General features: G+C 43.3%; 17 protein-coding genes and 1 other RNA gene. 15 read left to right on the forward strand and 3 right to left on the reverse strand.

The window, feature by feature from the left end:
* Positions 1-44 precede the first annotated feature (44 nt).
* Positions 45-662 (forward strand): hypothetical protein, encoded by a 618-nt coding sequence (locus tag ACJVC5_RS06265; protein WP_408098516.1) that lies wholly within the window; start codon positions 45-47, stop codon positions 660-662.
* 34 nt (positions 663-696) lie between these two features.
* Here the strand turns inward: ACJVC5_RS06265 and ACJVC5_RS06270 are convergent, their stop codons facing one another.
* Positions 697-1,707: a GNAT family N-acetyltransferase gene (locus ACJVC5_RS06270; protein ID WP_408098517.1), complete on the reverse strand. Its 1,011-nt coding sequence runs from the start codon at positions 1,705-1,707 to the stop codon at positions 697-699.
* Between the two features lie 176 nt (positions 1,708-1,883).
* On the opposite strand from ACJVC5_RS06270, the gene ACJVC5_RS06275 reads away from it, so the two are divergent.
* The 3 genes from ACJVC5_RS06275 (at position 1,884) to ACJVC5_RS06285 (ending at position 4,752) form a co-directional block, all read left to right on the forward strand.
* Complete coding sequence (locus tag ACJVC5_RS06275) at positions 1,884-2,732, forward strand: flagellin (RefSeq protein WP_321396336.1); 849 nt, start codon at positions 1,884-1,886, stop codon at positions 2,730-2,732.
* Between the two features lie 192 nt (positions 2,733-2,924).
* On the forward strand, positions 2,925-3,758 hold the full coding sequence (locus ACJVC5_RS06280) for a flagellin (RefSeq protein WP_408098518.1): 834 nt from the start codon (positions 2,925-2,927) through the stop codon (positions 3,756-3,758).
* Between the two features lie 82 nt (positions 3,759-3,840).
* Entirely contained in the window at positions 3,841-4,752 is a 912-nt protein-coding gene (locus tag ACJVC5_RS06285) for an SDR family oxidoreductase (protein ID WP_408098519.1), read from the forward strand.
* A gap of 1 nt (position 4,753) precedes the next feature.
* Here ACJVC5_RS06285 and ACJVC5_RS06290 read toward each other — a convergent pair whose 3' ends face one another.
* Both ACJVC5_RS06290 and ssrS read right to left on the reverse strand, forming a co-directional pair.
* On the reverse strand, positions 4,754-5,284 hold the full coding sequence (locus ACJVC5_RS06290; RefSeq protein WP_321396345.1) for a hypothetical protein: 531 nt from the start codon (positions 5,282-5,284) through the stop codon (positions 4,754-4,756).
* Positions 5,285-5,353: 69 nt separating this feature from the next.
* A non-coding RNA gene (ssrS, locus tag ACJVC5_RS06295) (6S RNA) lies at positions 5,354-5,544 on the reverse strand.
* Between the two features lie 224 nt (positions 5,545-5,768).
* Here ssrS and ACJVC5_RS06300 point away from each other — a divergent pair.
* From ACJVC5_RS06300 to ACJVC5_RS06350, 11 genes are all read left to right on the forward strand, one after another.
* Positions 5,769-5,978, forward strand: a complete 210-nt coding sequence (locus tag ACJVC5_RS06300) for a Flp family type IVb pilin (protein WP_408098520.1) — start codon at positions 5,769-5,771, stop codon at positions 5,976-5,978.
* A gap of 58 nt (positions 5,979-6,036) precedes the next feature.
* On the forward strand, positions 6,037-6,258 hold the full coding sequence (locus ACJVC5_RS06305) for a hypothetical protein (RefSeq protein WP_408098521.1): 222 nt from the start codon (positions 6,037-6,039) through the stop codon (positions 6,256-6,258).
* Entirely contained in the window at positions 6,255-6,749 is a 495-nt protein-coding gene (locus tag ACJVC5_RS06310; protein WP_408098522.1) for a prepilin peptidase, read from the forward strand. The genes ACJVC5_RS06305 and ACJVC5_RS06310 overlap by 4 nt, the downstream gene beginning before the upstream one ends.
* Positions 6,740-7,051, forward strand: a complete 312-nt coding sequence (locus ACJVC5_RS06315) for a hypothetical protein (RefSeq protein WP_408098523.1) — start codon at positions 6,740-6,742, stop codon at positions 7,049-7,051. Before ACJVC5_RS06310 ends, ACJVC5_RS06315 begins: the two co-directional genes overlap by 10 nt.
* Entirely contained in the window at positions 7,048-7,572 is a 525-nt protein-coding gene (locus ACJVC5_RS06320) for a hypothetical protein (RefSeq protein WP_408098524.1), read from the forward strand. Before ACJVC5_RS06315 ends, ACJVC5_RS06320 begins: the two co-directional genes overlap by 4 nt.
* Positions 7,573-8,076 (forward strand): hypothetical protein, encoded by a 504-nt coding sequence (locus ACJVC5_RS06325; protein WP_408098526.1) that lies wholly within the window; start codon positions 7,573-7,575, stop codon positions 8,074-8,076. It abuts the gene before it with no gap.
* 80 nt (positions 8,077-8,156) lie between these two features.
* Entirely contained in the window at positions 8,157-8,987 is an 831-nt protein-coding gene (gene cpaB, locus ACJVC5_RS06330; RefSeq protein WP_408098527.1) for a Flp pilus assembly protein CpaB, read from the forward strand.
* On the forward strand, positions 8,977-10,545 hold the full coding sequence (locus tag ACJVC5_RS06335; RefSeq protein WP_408098528.1) for a hypothetical protein: 1,569 nt from the start codon (positions 8,977-8,979) through the stop codon (positions 10,543-10,545). The genes cpaB and ACJVC5_RS06335 overlap by 11 nt, the downstream gene beginning before the upstream one ends.
* 2 nt (positions 10,546-10,547) lie before the next feature.
* Positions 10,548-12,668: an ATPase, T2SS/T4P/T4SS family gene (locus ACJVC5_RS06340; protein WP_408098529.1), complete on the forward strand. Its 2,121-nt coding sequence runs from the start codon at positions 10,548-10,550 to the stop codon at positions 12,666-12,668.
* A complete protein-coding gene (locus ACJVC5_RS06345; protein WP_408098530.1) occupies positions 12,665-13,636 on the forward strand; it encodes a type II secretion system F family protein in 972 nt (323 codons plus the stop codon). Before ACJVC5_RS06340 ends, ACJVC5_RS06345 begins: the two co-directional genes overlap by 4 nt.
* Before the next feature lie 64 nt (positions 13,637-13,700).
* Complete coding sequence (locus ACJVC5_RS06350) at positions 13,701-15,320, forward strand: DUF6531 domain-containing protein (RefSeq protein WP_408098531.1); 1,620 nt, start codon at positions 13,701-13,703, stop codon at positions 15,318-15,320.
* Positions 15,321-15,329: the final 9 nt, after the last annotated feature.

Raw genomic sequence — 15,329 nt, forward strand, 5'->3', positions numbered from 1 at the left:
CTCGTTGATATGACTGCTGTAAGACCTATAACGAGGAAAATTAAATGAAATTCGTAATGATTCTTGCTCTTCTAGTTTCTAGCCTTTCAGTTTTCGCACAAGCTGACGCTCTTTCTCAGTGCCGCGCTCAGAACGATAGACTTCGTTTTCAAGTAAGAGATCTAACTGCTCGTCTTGCTTCATGTGAGCAAGGCACGGGTGGTGGTTATGGAGAAGTTGAATACCTTCGCCAGGAAAATTACCGTCTGACTGAACAAAACCGTCTATTACAGATTCGTATCGACGAGCTTGAAGGCCGTGGTTACCAACAATTTTATTGCGTGGCCGGCTGTTACGATGTGAATTCTCGGATTGACACTCGTTACATGGAAGCTGCATCAGCTCCAACTCAACTTGAAGCTGAAATGCTGGCAAAACAACTAACTCACAAAACTTATTCTTGTAACTTCGGGGTGAAGACCTATAAGTGCGAAGCTTTCCGTGGTGAAGCTCAAATGAACTACTGTACTGTTGCTTGTTCAGATGTAAACGGACGTGGGGACGAGAGATACTCTGCAGGTGCTCGTGGACGTAATCAGGTTGAAGCAGAAATGCTTGCCATCAAAGAACTCAAAAAGACCTATACTTGTAATTTCGGAATCAAAGTTACTGCTTGTAACTAAGAAGTAGGGCCCGGTCAGACCGGGCCTTTTTATTTTAAATACTATCAAGTCCTGATAGAAAAATCGCCGGCATCTCAATCTCTTCAAATGTCCCTGGCCCAAAGAGTCCTCGCAAAAATTCATCCAGGTCCAGTCCTAAAAGCTCCTCATTATAATCAAAGTACACTTCTTGTTTCATGACGTTGATATTGCGAATACTGACTTTATTATCAGTGAAGGCGAGGGTGAACTCGGTAAAGAGTCTTAAATCCCCTGGAGTCATGAAGAACTGATACTGAAGGCTTTCAGTGTCTACCAGTGGTTTCCCCATCCAGACCTTACCGTAACTGCCTATCTCTTTTAAGAAGGGACTCATCTCTTCTTTCGTTCCATATTCATAGATGATTTCTGGAAGATCCTGGCCCTTATTCATGAAGTAGTAGTGAGAGATCCTTCCATTGTGTTTTTTGATAAAGAGATCTGCTGAAGAAATTTTCTCAATCAGTTTCCAATCTTCTTCTTTGCGATTTAGTGTCAGATAAGTTTTAGCGAACGACTCTTTATAAAGAGTTTGAATTTCTTTTTGTTCTAATTCAGAGAGATGTTTGTATTTGGTTTTAATGAAATGGGTATCTTTTCTCTCTGAAGAGTATTCGAATTGATTTCCACAGAGGTGAAAGCCAAATTTGTTATAGAGTTTTTCCAGATCACTCCAGAGGAGAAAGAGAGTGGTATCACTTCTCTTCTCGGCGAGAACATCTTGCAGGAGAGTTTGAAAATGTCCTTCTCCTCTGCGAGCTTCATCAACTGCAATTCCACCTAACATGGTGATAGGAAATTGCTTATTCCCCAGAGTGAGAAACTGATCTTTAGCACCAATATGAGCAAGCACATTTTCATTCTCATCTAGCATGATGAAACAATTCTTGTGATTACTCTTATCAATGAGAGGAGCGAAGTCGATTTCAAAGGAATTTGGCCTTTTGTAGTGAAATGACTTCTCAATCAACTTAACTGTGGCCTCAAAACATGAGGGCTTTTCTGATAAGGGGAAAATCTTGCCCATACTAAAAACTCCGTGATTTCAATAATTTAACCGCGTTTTTCAAAAAATGTCGAATTTTTTTACAACCATTCTCAAGTCTTTTGCTGCGATGTCGAAAAGTTTTGCATGAGAGACACAAATGTCTTTCATCACTCCCTCAAGGAATGAGTAAGAGTGAACCCAATCAAGGAGGATTTATGGGTTTAAGGATTAACACTAACGTTTCGTCGCTAAACGCGCAAAGAAACTTAGGTCAAACACGTGGTGCTCAACAGAAAGTGTTAGAGCAACTATCTTCTGGTCAGCGTATTAACCGTGCTGGTGACGATGCTGCCGGTCTAGCAATCTCTGAAAACTTAAAAGCGCAAATCCGCGGTCTAGGCCAAGCGGAAAGAAACGCTCAAGACGGTGTGTCTCTAGTACAAATCGCTGAAGGTGCTTTAGCGGAAGTAGGGAACATCATGATTCGTCTTCGCGAACTAGCAGTACAGGCCGCTTCTGATACTATCGGGCCAACAGAACGTAAGTTCCTTAACGTTGAATTCGAGCAATTGATGTCAGAGGTTGACCGTATCGCAAACTCAACAGAGTTTAACCGCGTTCCACTTCTAAACGGTACAGGATCTGTGTTTGATATCCAGATCGGTACACGAAATGACCCTTTATCTGACCGTTTGACGTTCGATGCTTCATCAGCAGACGTAAACGTGGCAGCTCTTGGTCTTAACCTTGCTTCTGTTTCTGACAAAATTTCTGCTCAGAACTCACTAGCAGCGATCGACCAAGCGATCCAAAGCGTTTCTGGTATCCGCGCTGACTTCGGTGCTCTTCAAAACCGTCTTCAGTCGACCATTAACAACATCCAGATCTCGAATGAAAACTTGTCAGCTGCGAATTCTCGAATCCGTGATGCGGACATTGCTTCAGCGACTTCTGAATTAACTAGAACGAACATCCTAATGCAAGCAGGTACTTCAGTATTGGCGCAAGCGAACCAGTCTACGACGAACGCTCTTAGCCTTATTAATGCCGCTTCTCAGGGATAACCTGAGAACGGCCTTTAGCTAGGCCGATACCAATAGTGACGTAAAACGAAATCCTGCAAAACCTTGCAGTGAGTGTGTAGAGAAGTAATCAGTTTTTAAGGTTGATTTTTTTACTCAAAAAATAACAACCAATTTGAGCATGAAGCTCATAAACGAACATGGAGGTTCACTATGACAACGAAGGACTAAATTATGGGATTAAGAATTAATACGAATATCTCGAGCATTGCAGCTCAGCGTGCTCTAGGAATTACAAAGCAAAACTTGGACAACAACCTTAGGAAGATGTCCAGTGGTGAAAGGATAACTCGTGCGTCCGATGATGCAGCTGGATTGGCGATTAGTGAAAAACTAAAAGCTCATATCAGAGGTCTCAGACAAGCGAAAAGGAACTCAGATGACGGCGTATCACTCATTCAGACAGCAGAAGGCGCAATCAACGAGATATCTAACATCATCATTCGTCTCAGAGAGCTTTCTATCCAGGCCGCCTCTGACACTGTGGGAGACACTGAGAGAGGGTTTTCAAACATTGAATTCCAGAATCTCCTCGAAGAGATTCAACGTATCTCAAAAGGTACAGAGTTCAACGGAAGAAAACTTCTCGATGGAACTGGTGGTATGGTCGAAATTCAAGTTGGGATTCACAACGATCCGATGCAAGATCGAATCAAGTACGACTCAACTGAAACAGACACTACTGTCGAGTCACTCGCACTTACAGGCGAAGGTATTGCAAGCAAAGAGAGCGCACAGCTGTCACTCGCTAAGCTGGACGATGCGTTGGTGCGAATTAACGGGACTCGCGCTAACCTTGGTGCCCTACAGAACCGACTACAATCTGCAAGTAACACAATTGCGATTGCAGAAGAGAACTTTAGTGCCGCCAACTCAAGGATTCGTGATGTAGACGTAGCGGCGGAAACAGCCGACATGGCCAAGAATAACATTCTTACTCAGGCCGGTGTTTCAGTCCTAGCTCAAGCGAACCAGGCCCCGAACGCAGCTTTAAAGCTGATTGGCTAATCACACACTTACTACACCTTCCCCCGAATGGGGGAAGGTATTTTTATTTGTCTAAAATCAAATCTCCGATAAACTTTACGGTATGAAGAAAACCATCCTGATATTTGGAGTGTCCTCTTTCGTTGGCTCAAATCTCCTAGAGTCTTTGAAGGACGAGTTTCGTATTATCGGAACCTATCATACTACTCCTGTCAGTATTCCTGGAGTCACTTGTCTTCCTTGTGATGTATTGAAAAAAGATTACGTTACAAATCTGGTTGGAATCTTTCGTCCAGACATTACTCTTTACACTGCTGGAATGAGTTCTTTAAAAGAATGTCAGATGCATCCAAAGCAGGCAGACGCTTTAAACTCCGCAGGTGCTGTGAACTGCTGTGTGGCGGCCGAAAGATATGGCTCTAAGTTCATCTATCTTTCTTCGGGATATGTTCTGGGTGGAGAGGACACGCTTTATCGTGAAGGAGACACACCTTTTCCGACCACTGCCTATGGAAACTCGTTATCCACAACTGAGTTTTATATCCAGCGCTCGTGCTTAAATTATCTCATCTTCAGATGCGCTCCTCTTTATGGACGTGGCTATAACCCTAAGCACTCAAACTGGTTTGAGTCTCTTCAATCTGCCTTTGCTAAGAATGAACCGGTGTATGCAGATGATTCTGTGGTGACTGGTTTTTTAGATGTGCAGTTGTTGGGTAAAATCATTAAGGCGACTCTTTCAAAAGGCACCACCAATCGTTTATTGCAGATTACGAGTAAAGACACTATGACTCGCTACGAGTTTGCAAAACTCTACGCCAAGATTTTTAAAAAGGACGAGGGCCTTATTCAGAAGACCGTCGGTCTTTTTCCAGCGGACACTAAAAACGGTAATAAGGTTCAGACTTCTCATCATTTCCGAATGGATACTTCGAATATAGAAGAAATTCTGGGCGTGCAGATGCCTAAGATCGAAGAGTCTTTAATGCTTACTTATAAAAGATTAAACGCGTAAATTAACGAGATGATTGTTTCACGAACTCTGTGAGGTAGTACTTCACCAGAGCTTCCACTTCAACCGGTTCACCCTGGAATCTCCAAGAGATGGTGTTGAATGGGCCCACATGAGCTTTGATCTCATGAATGGCGTGAATAGATTGATTTTCATTCGCCAAACGAGCGGAAAATAATCCACCGTTATTTGCAAGAAAACCAATGCTCACAACATCTGGAGCACGACGAGCAACAATCAACTTCAGAGAATTTCTGAAAAGAATGAAGTCATTCACAGTGTTTGAAATGCGGAAAATTTTAATTGAACGAGAAGTGTCTCGATTACTGCGATACTGATTGAACAGGGCCACATAAAACTCAAAACGATCTTTCAGTTTATTCACGAAATTCAGTGAAGACTCTTCCAGAAGTTGTTGGGTGTTTAAGTGATCATTGAAACGAATGATTCCGGACTCCTCCATGTTCACTTCTTCAAGTGCTAGAGATTCGATCCATGAAACATTTTGGTAATCATTGACGTTAATAGTATCCATTCTTTAATTGTTTGGTTTTAGGCCAGTAACGTCAAGGATAAATCAATGAAAGTACGAGGGGAAAAATAAGAAAGGTCTGGGGGAAGGCTTAATACGGTTTCGCGCCCCTAGAAAACTAGGTGGGCGCAATTAGTAATCACTTTAGGCTTCTCACATTCTGGCACAATACTGGGCCAGGCAAGCGTGCACACCATGATCAGGGACCGCTCCCGAAAATAAAATCGTAGGGGCGAAACTTTATGGCTTCGTCCCAGACCCATATTCATCATAACCCATTTTTGGCGGTATCAGGAGAGGCAAAGTTAGCAAAATTTATTCTAAAATATCTAAAAAAGACTAATAAATTCGTTGACTTGTAAAAGTAAACGGAAAAAAGCCAGTTTTGTGACGATAAGTGTTATAATTAGTTTATGAATTACCGAAAGGAGCTAAAGTTTTTAAGGACTAAGGTCGATAAGACTTAAGTATCCTTTAAGGGGGATTTATGAAAGACAAGCTGATCGCTTATCTTAAAGACGAAACGGGGCAGACATCTACAGAGTACATTCTACTCGTAGCTGTGGTTGCAACGATCGTTATTAAGTTTAAAGGTGCGATTGTTAAGAAGCTCTTTGGTGAGGCTGGAGACGGTAACGGGGGTATCCTTGGTACAGTCTTAAATGAAAGCAACTTCTCAGATTTCGCTAACCCGTAGGCTTCTAGTCAGTTTCTAGAAGCTTTACGGTTATCCGGCCCTTCGCTATCATAATCTGATGGTAGCGCTCAAAAGCTGTGGTCAGGCCACAGTCGAATACATTTTCATTCTGGCCTTCGCTGTGATGTTGGGTTTCCAATTTACCAATCGTTTTACTGAGTTTTTCGGTGATACCTTGGGCGGTGTCGGACACGTGCTATCAACTCACCTGACAATCGGTGTTTGTGAGAAAGACTGCTGGTTTAATGGCTATAAGAACTCCTATGGGGCCGCTCCATGAGCCCGATTATCTTTGGTCTCATTCTCATACAGCTAGTGGCAGTTGCCTGGGTGGATCTTAAGACTCATAAGATCTCGAATCGCTGGGCGATTTTTAATGTTTTTCTTTCAGTCATCCTGCATATTTTTTTTCGAAACTACTATCCACTAGATTGGGAAGTCCTTTTGTTTCCAGTCGGCTTTGTCGTCATTGGTTTTTTTCTCTTCCTGGTGAATATTATGGGAGCAGGCGATTCAAAATATCTCGCTTCGCTTTTTCTCATCGTCCCGGTTGAACTTCATCTTGGTTTTTTTGAACGACTCCTTTTAAGCACAATGCTGGTAGGTGCCTTTCTCCTAAGTGTGAAAGTCATTAAAAATTTCGCCCAGATTCGGGCCTATTTTATTGGGCACTATTGGAGTGGAATTAAAGGAATCATTAAGTCCCGTTTTAGTTACGCTCCTGTCATTTTGATCGCATGGATCATTCTGGGAGTGAATCAATGGCGATAAAAAACCAACATGGCCAGACCATGGTTGAGTATATTTTGTTATTGGCCGTGGTAGTTTCACTCGTGCTGACGTTTTATAACAGTGCCGCCTACAAAAGATTATTCGGAAGTGGGGGAGGCTTTGGAGTTAAAATTAAAAAAGACAGTGAATTCGCTTATCGCCACGCCTTTCTTTTTAAAGGAGATGGGACAGGTGAGGCCGACATTGCGGCCGATAATAAGGAAGGGGCCGAACATCCTTCATACAAGGACACCAGAAATAGTGGGACAAGATTTTTTGGTCCAAAAGATCCGTACCAATGAAAATTAAAAATCAAAAAGGCCAATCAACCATCGAGTTCATTTTCACCTTCATTTTTGGGGTGAGTATGATTCTTATGATTTTTAACTCTTCGATGAATTACATTTCGGGTTACCTTGCTCACTATGCGACTTTTATGGCAAGTCGAGTGTATCTTACTGCCGACTCTCACTTGAGTACGTCGCAAGGATCATTGAATGGTGCTGAAGAAAGAGCACGTCAGACATTCAATACTTATGCTCTTGGGATTTTTAAAATTCCAGATGGCAGTTTTAAGATCAATCCCGCCGGACAAACAGATGCTTCGACTTATTTGACGGTGGGCGGATCTACAGTTTTTAGCTTGAGTATTGATGTATTAGGTAAAATCGCCGGCCAGAGTAAGCTTGATTATGTTTCTGAATCATTCCTCGGAAAAGAACCGACGCGAGCAGAATGTTTTATCAGAACATGTAAGGCGATTACTGGAAGGGATAATTGTTCTTTAAACGATGACATCACAGTTTTCGACGATGGTTGCTAAATGAAAGAGCATGATCAAGAATCAGGCCAGGCCCTGATCGAACTTATCATTTTTTTGCCACTGATGTTCACCCTCTATACGGTGATCAGCGGCTTTGCTAACGCCATTAATGGTTCCATCAACCAACAGAAGATCACGCGTGCCTACTTTTATTATAGGGTACAGAATAACTCTACTATTCCTCGCCCGGACCCTACGGGAAACCATCTGACTTGGAACCGCTTTGGGATGTTCTACATTGGATGGAAATACGAGTTCCAAGACGGGGAACAACCAGTAATGCCATGTTATCGAATCAGCATTCCTATGAAGGCCCCTCCAACAGATAAGTGTGATGAAGCATACAACGATACAACGACTTTCTTCATTAGAGTCGGTACCGTTTACGGAATGTGTGGTGCTACTTACGCTAATTTTAATCAATCCACCATCACCGCGCCGGACATGAACGGCATGTCCTTCAGAGAAGTAGTTGATCCTGGCAGTTGCTTAATCAGTAGGTAAAAATCGTCATTTTGCTCTAAGCTGGGGAAAATCTGGTATCATTAAGTCATCGAAACTCCATTCAAAGTTTAGGATGAACAATGAATAGCCGGGCATTTACTACCAGTCTAATTTTAGCAGCAGTCGCTGTGTTGATGATCTATTCATATATCTCTAGTCGTGAAACAGAACTTCAAAGTGAATACGGAAATCAAACACCAGTTGTTGTGGCAAAAGAAGACATCAAAGAACTTGAAATCATCGACGATAGAAAAGTTCAATTGATTAACGTTCCTTCGAAGTTCCAAATGCCGGGACACTTCAAACGTGTGGAAGATCTTTATAATACCATCGCCGCCGTACCGATTAAAAAAGGTGAACAAATTACTGTTCCTCGAGTGACTTATCCTGGTGCTCAATCAGGATTATCGAGACAAATCTCCATCGGAAAACGTGCGCTTTCCATTCGTGTAACCGAAGATTCGGCCGTGAGTAGATTACTTAAACCGGGTGACCGTGTGGATGTGCTTGCTCTGGTTGACTATGCTTCCGGTAAAAAAGAAAGACTAAAAGTAAAAACAGTTCTTCAAGACGTGTTGGTTCTATCAACGGGTCTATTTGTGACGAACTCTGTGCCGATCGTGAACATCAAGAGTGAAAATGATACTCGCCAAATGAAGCTCAATAACTACACAAACTATAACACTGTGACTTTGGAGCTTACTCCATTTGAAGTTCAGAAAATGGTGTTCCTCGTTTCGGCCGGTAACGGGATCAGTCTTTCTCTTAGAAACAACGATGATAAATCCATTGAGCGTATCAGTGCCACTCGTCTCTATGACGTTCTAGGTGAAGATGCGGCCGAAGCAAAGACCTACTTTGCCGAACAAATGGCAAAAGAAACAAAAAGGACCGGAGCCGGTGGCCGTTAGATTTCTTGTTCTTGTACTACTCCTGACTCTTTCAACTCTGGCCTTGGGCCAGGACACCTCTGCTACGTCAGCACCGACGACAAGTACTGCTACAGGTGGCAGTTCAAGTGGGGCCCCAGTTGCTGAAAAAGAACTGGAAGTGGCGATGGGGATTGATGCCATTGAAAAACTCGACTTCGATTACAGCACCAAGATGACTATTGGTAATGACCAGCTTTTAAAATTGGTGCTAGTGCCGCAAAAGAAAGAAGTTATTTTTAAAGGTCTTAAACCAGGAAGAACAACTGTTCTGATTCGTGACAACCTGGGTGACATTCGTCTTCGTTATACCGTGGTCGTGACCGCCACTGGTAAGTCAAATACGGTTTCTGAACTTCGTGAACTCATCGGTGATGTGGAAGGTCTTGAGATCGGGATTAAAGGTGGCAAGGTCTTCGTAGGTGGAGAAATTGTTGTACCGGATGACATCGGGAGAGTTTCACAAGTTCTGGCAAACTATCAGGACGTTTTGACTCTGATTGAACTCTCTCCTCAAACTCAGCGAGTGATCGCCCGTAAGATGAGTGATGAACTGGCGAAAAATAATCTAAAAGACGTTTCGGTTCGTGTGGTAAACAAGGTCTACTGGCTGGAAGGTGTTGTAAGCAGTAACGATAAAAAGAAACTGGCAGTGACCATTGCGAAGGCCTATCTTCCGCCGAAGATCATTAACCTTTCTGCCAACAGTAACCGTTATGCGACTCCGCAATCAGAGGACATTATTGATTTCATCGCGGTAAACGAAAAGAAGGATCCGCAGCCTGCACCTAAGATGGTGAAGATCACGTCGCAATTTGTGGAATTGTCGAAAAGTTACAACAAAATTTTCGCTTTTAAATGGGCGCCATTAATGGGTGAAGACAGCTCACAAATCTCATTCGGGCAGACTGAATCAGGGAACGTGACTTCTACTTCTTCCGGAACACTGAGTGCCACAATTTCAAATCTTTTTCCAAAACTCAATGCCGCTAAAAATGCAGGATACGCAAGAGTGATCCAATCTGGGATGGTCATCGTTCGTGATGGATTTGAGCAAGGTGGAGACATCAATAAACAGACAACAATTCCTTTTGCCGTTGGATCGGGAGATTTTACTAAGGCCACGGAGGCCAAGGTCGGTCTAACCATGAACGTGAAACCAAAAGTTCTTGAACAAGAAAAAATCGAACTCGGAATTAACATGAGTGTGAACACTCAAGTGACGAGTGGTAGTACTCCGATTGTGACCTCGAACTCGGTTAACACCAATTTAATTCTTAAATCAAAAGAATCGGCGGCGATCGGCGGTGTGGTCCAAAGTCAATCTGTGACCGATTACGATAATACCGGGAATGATCCAGCTCCCGTTCAGCCCGCAGGTGGCGGAACTAGTGGTGGTACCCCTTTATTCAGACTTTTTAGATCAAAAAGTTATGGAACTAATAAAAGCCAATACGTCATTTTTGTGAGCCCTGAAATTATCGAATCAGCATCAGCAGGTTCAGAAGAGATCAGGAAGAAATTTAGAAGAAGAGAGTAGTAATGCCAGGACATATTATAACAGTCATCGGTGGTAAGGGAGGCGTGGGGAAGTCCCAAGTCGCGGCCAACCTTGCCATTGCCTATGCGGGAGAAATTCGAGCAAAGACCTTGCTTCTAGATTTTGACCAAAAGGCCTGTGGTGATCAAAACATTATCACCGGTCTGAAGTCTAAAAAGAACGTTAAGGAACTTTCTGAGTTCTCTGGTGCAATTGATCCTCGTTCCATTCAACTTTTCACTGCCGATCATAAGGCGGGCATTTCATTTATTGGAATGCCGACTGAGCCCATTGCTGCGAACCAGGTCAATGAAGAAGGTTTGGGGAAAGCATTAAAGGCGATGGTCAATATTTATCCGGTGATCGTGATTGATGCCGGAAGTGAATTGAGTCCTCTCGCTCTTAAAGCGATGGAATTCTCTACGCTGATTTTCATTGTGGCCTCGCCGGATCTTCTGGCGGTGAACCAGTGTAAGCGTATGTACACCGATTTACTTACCATGCTTTTTCCAAAAGACATGATTCAAATTTTGGTGAACCAAGCAGTTAATGGTCACCCGGTAAGTCCGGATGTGATTGGTAAGCAGATTGGTAAACCAGTCTTCCATGCCATTCCCCGTGACGATGCAAGTTGTATTGCCGCTCTTTCACGCTCAACTCCGGTGGTTGTTGGTGCTAAGAACTCACCATTCGGAACAGGTGTCGTAGATTGTGCTCGTAAACTGATTCAGAAAAATGTTCTGAAGACCCTTGAGAAACTCACGAAACCACAAGACGCTGGGTCCAAGGCCAACAATGGTGCTTCCGCGAACGGTGAGAATGGCGCTTCGGATGAAAAGAAACGTGACCATTGGACTGAATTAAAAAGTCGTATTCATAAATCTCTCGTGGAAGAGATGGACCTCAAGAAACAAGATGATAACGATCCCAAGGCCAAGATCATTCTTCGTGAGCAAACGAAGAAGATGGTGGTTGAGCTTCTAGGTAAAGAAGACACTAAAAATATTCTCCCAACTCGTGATGATATGAACCGCATCGTGAAGGAAATTCTTGATGAGGCCCTAGGACTTGGACCACTTGAAGATATGCTGGCCGACAAATCCATCTCTGAGATCATGGTGGTGGGCCCGAAGAAAATCTACTATGAACAAAAAGGTAAAGTGAAGAAATCTGAAATCACTTTTACCAATGACCGTCAGGTGATGAACGTTATTGAACGTATCGTGGCACCGATTGGCCGTCGTATTGATGAAAAAACTCCATACGTGGACGCTCGTCTTGCAGATGGTTCCCGAGTGCATGCGATCATTCCACCCTGTGCGATTGATGGTTGCTGTATCACCATTCGTAAATTCCCTGACAAGCGTCTGACTTATAAAGATCTTGTGAACTTTGGTGCCATGACTGAAGAGATGGCGGACTTCCTCCGAATCTCAGTTGAAGCTCACCGAAATATCGTGGTTTCCGGTGGTACCGGTTCCGGTAAAACAACTCTGATTAACATGCTGGGTGGATTCATTCAGTCGAACGAGCGGATCATTACCTGCGAGGACTCGGCGGAATTGAACTTCCCGCAAGATCACGTGGTACGTCTTGAAACACGCCCACCTTCACTTGAGGGTGATGGCGAAATTGATATTCGTTGTCTGGTGAAACAGACCCTTCGTATGCGTCCGGACCGAATTGTGGTGGGTGAGTGTCGAGGTGGTGAAACTCTGGACATGTTACAGGCCATGAACACTGGTCACGATGGTTCAATGACGACTGTTCACTCGAACACTCCACGAGATGCCATCTCCCGTCTTGAAACACTTGTTCAGTATGCTGGTGCAGGTCTTCCACAGAAGGCAATTAAAGAAATGATCGCTTCTGCGGTTCATATGATTATTCAACAGTCTCGTCTGGACGATGGTTCACGTAAGTGTCTCTTCATTACGGAGATTGGCGGTATTCAAGGTGAAGTGGTGACCCTTCAGGACATCTTTGTCTTTAAGCAGGAAGGGATGAATAAAGAAGGGAAGATCGTCGGTAAATTCATGGCGACCGGGTTTATTCCTAAGTTCATCGAGACCCTTGAGAAAAAAGGTTACAAAGTTCCGAGAGGATTATTCATTAACAAATGAGAAAGCTTTTTGTTTCACTCATTCTTTTTGCGGCCACCATCCAGGCTCATGCTCAGGATGTCGCACCTAAACGCCAGGTTGATTTCTGGTTGGACGTGCTTGGTCTTAAAGGGGTGTTACTCGGAATTGGCCTGGCGGTGTTTGCTTACGCTTACGTAAACAGTGTGAAGCTCTTTGCCTGGATTGATGATCAGACCTACGGTACCCGTGATTACATTTTGAAAAAATTTGAAATTATGTTCATTGAAGTTGATCCGAACAAGATCACCATTGGACTTCTGGCGATGTCATTCGGAATGGGCATCCTGGTATTTTGTGTTCTTGCCTTCATTGGAAAACTGCTACTGGGAACAATCGCAGGAATTGCAGTTTTAATTCTGGGATGGAAATCACCTCGACCTCTTGTGGATTATTTTGAGGCCCGTCGAAAGAAAAAATATCAACTCCAGATGGTGGATGCTCTTAACCTTCTCGCCAATGGTCTGCGTGCTGGTCTAACCATGCCTCAGGCGATTGGTATGGTGGTGGATGAACTTCCTCCGCCTGTCAGTCAGGAATTTAATCTTGTTCTCCAGCAGGCGAAGATCGGTGTTCCATTGGACGAGGCCCTCGAGAACCTAAAGAAAAGAGTTTATACAGAAGACAACGAGATGTTCGTTACGAGTGTCAATATTTTGCGCGAAACCGGGGGTAATCTTGCCGAAGTTTTCGACACTATTGTGCTTGTGATTCGTGAACGTGTTCGCCTTCAGCTGAAAATCGACACATATGTGGCTTCCGGTAAGATCCAGGCCTACATCATCGGTGCCATGCCGTTCGCCATGATCCTGATGTTCGGTAGTGGAGACCCGGACTATTTTCCTCTTCTGTTTGGTACCGTTTTAGGAGTGATCGCTTTGATCGTTATTTGCGGCATGGTAGCTCTGGGAATGTGGATTATTATGAAGATTATTAATATTAAAGTTTAGTGGTAAATATACCGATACTTATAACGGATGTAACTGTCTGGAAAAAGGTGGAAATATGATGTTTATGAAACGACTCGCTCTGGCCCTCGTTGCTCTCATGGTAGCAGCGTTTGCTCATGCTGGAGTGAATTTAAAGAACGGAAACTTTTACATTTCATACACGGACATTGTGGTTCCGGGCGGTGGTAAAAAATTAGAAATCACCCGTACCTACAACTCTAAATCAACTGAAGTCGGCTGGTTCGGTTTTGGTTGGGGTAGTGAATATGAAACACGTCTTGAAGTTTCAGCAGACGGTTCAGTCATTGTGCATGAACACGGCTCTGGTGCTAAGACACGTTTCACACCTAAGACAGAAGTAGATGCCGTTGCGGCCTCTACAAAAATCGTTACTGAGATGAAAAAGAAAACGGCACTGACTGAGAAAGCGGCAGCTGATCTTATTCAGAAACTGGCAACTAACGCTGAACTTCGTCACACATATGCTATGAACTTCGGTGTTCAGGCCGCTGTAGCTCCAGGCACAGTTCTTTATTCAAATGATCGTGGTCCTCAAGAGCTTTCTGTGACAAAGGAAGGTTACCGTCGTTCTCACAGCGATGGTAAGCAAGACTTCTTCAACAACGAAGGTCAACTAGTGAAGATGGCAGACAAGTCTGGCTACTTCATTTCTTTCGCCTACAAGAACGGTAATCTTGATTCAATCAAAGATTCACAGGCCAAGCAAATTTTCTTCTCTTGGTATCCAGATGGCATGGTAAAAGAAATCTGGTCTGCCGGTGATAAGAAGACTCTTTATAAGTATCAGGACTCAGATCTTGTTTACTCAAAAGATATCGGTGAAAACGTTTATGAGTTTGGTTATGACAAATCTCACAACCTAACTTCTATTAGCTACGCTGATAAAACAAAACTGGCCATCGGTTACGATCAGAAGACTTTCTTCGTAACAAGTGTTGTGGACCGTAATGGTGAAAGCACTAAGTATCAATATGGTTCTGATCCTAAGAAACCGGATGATCACTACTGGACAGTTGTAACTAAGCCTGGTTTTGACGGTAAGCCGGTCGCTAATCGTTACGAGTACGAAATCAAGGCAAAAGCAGATGGTTCTCGTTACACATACCGTATTCTAACTGAGATCAACGGTATTAAAACAGACACGATCTACGGTGATAACTCTCTTCCAATCAAAATTGCTCGTGGTAATCACGTGACAAATTTTGAATACAATACTCAAGGTCTTCTTACAAAGAAGTCTTCTACGAAGGGTGACTTTGTAAACATCGAGTACGACGAGAAGATCAATAAGATCAAAAAAGTTGTTAACAACGAAGGTACAACTGATTTCGAATACGATCCGAAAGGGAACCTGGTCAAGGCCGCCAACAACCAAGGTAAAACAGTGTTCCTGATCTACGATACAAAAGGCAAGATCTCTAAGATGGTTGATCAAGAGTCTGCAAGCTCACGTCGTGTACTTGCTTTCAAATACAATGCTCTTGGCAAGCCAGTTGAAATCGAAATGGAAAAAGTTGGTAAAATCAATGTTGCTTACGATAACTACGGAGAAATCAAGAAAGTTGAATCGAGTGCCGGTCACAAGATGGCCCTTCAGGTAACTCAAGCTTTCCAAAACCTTCTAACGATCGTTAAGCCTGCTGGCGTAAATTTAAACATGTAAGGAGATTTA

It is taken from the genome of Peredibacter sp. HCB2-198, assembly GCF_045999315.1.
GTDB lineage: Bacteria > Bdellovibrionota > Bacteriovoracia > Bacteriovoracales > Bacteriovoracaceae > Peredibacter.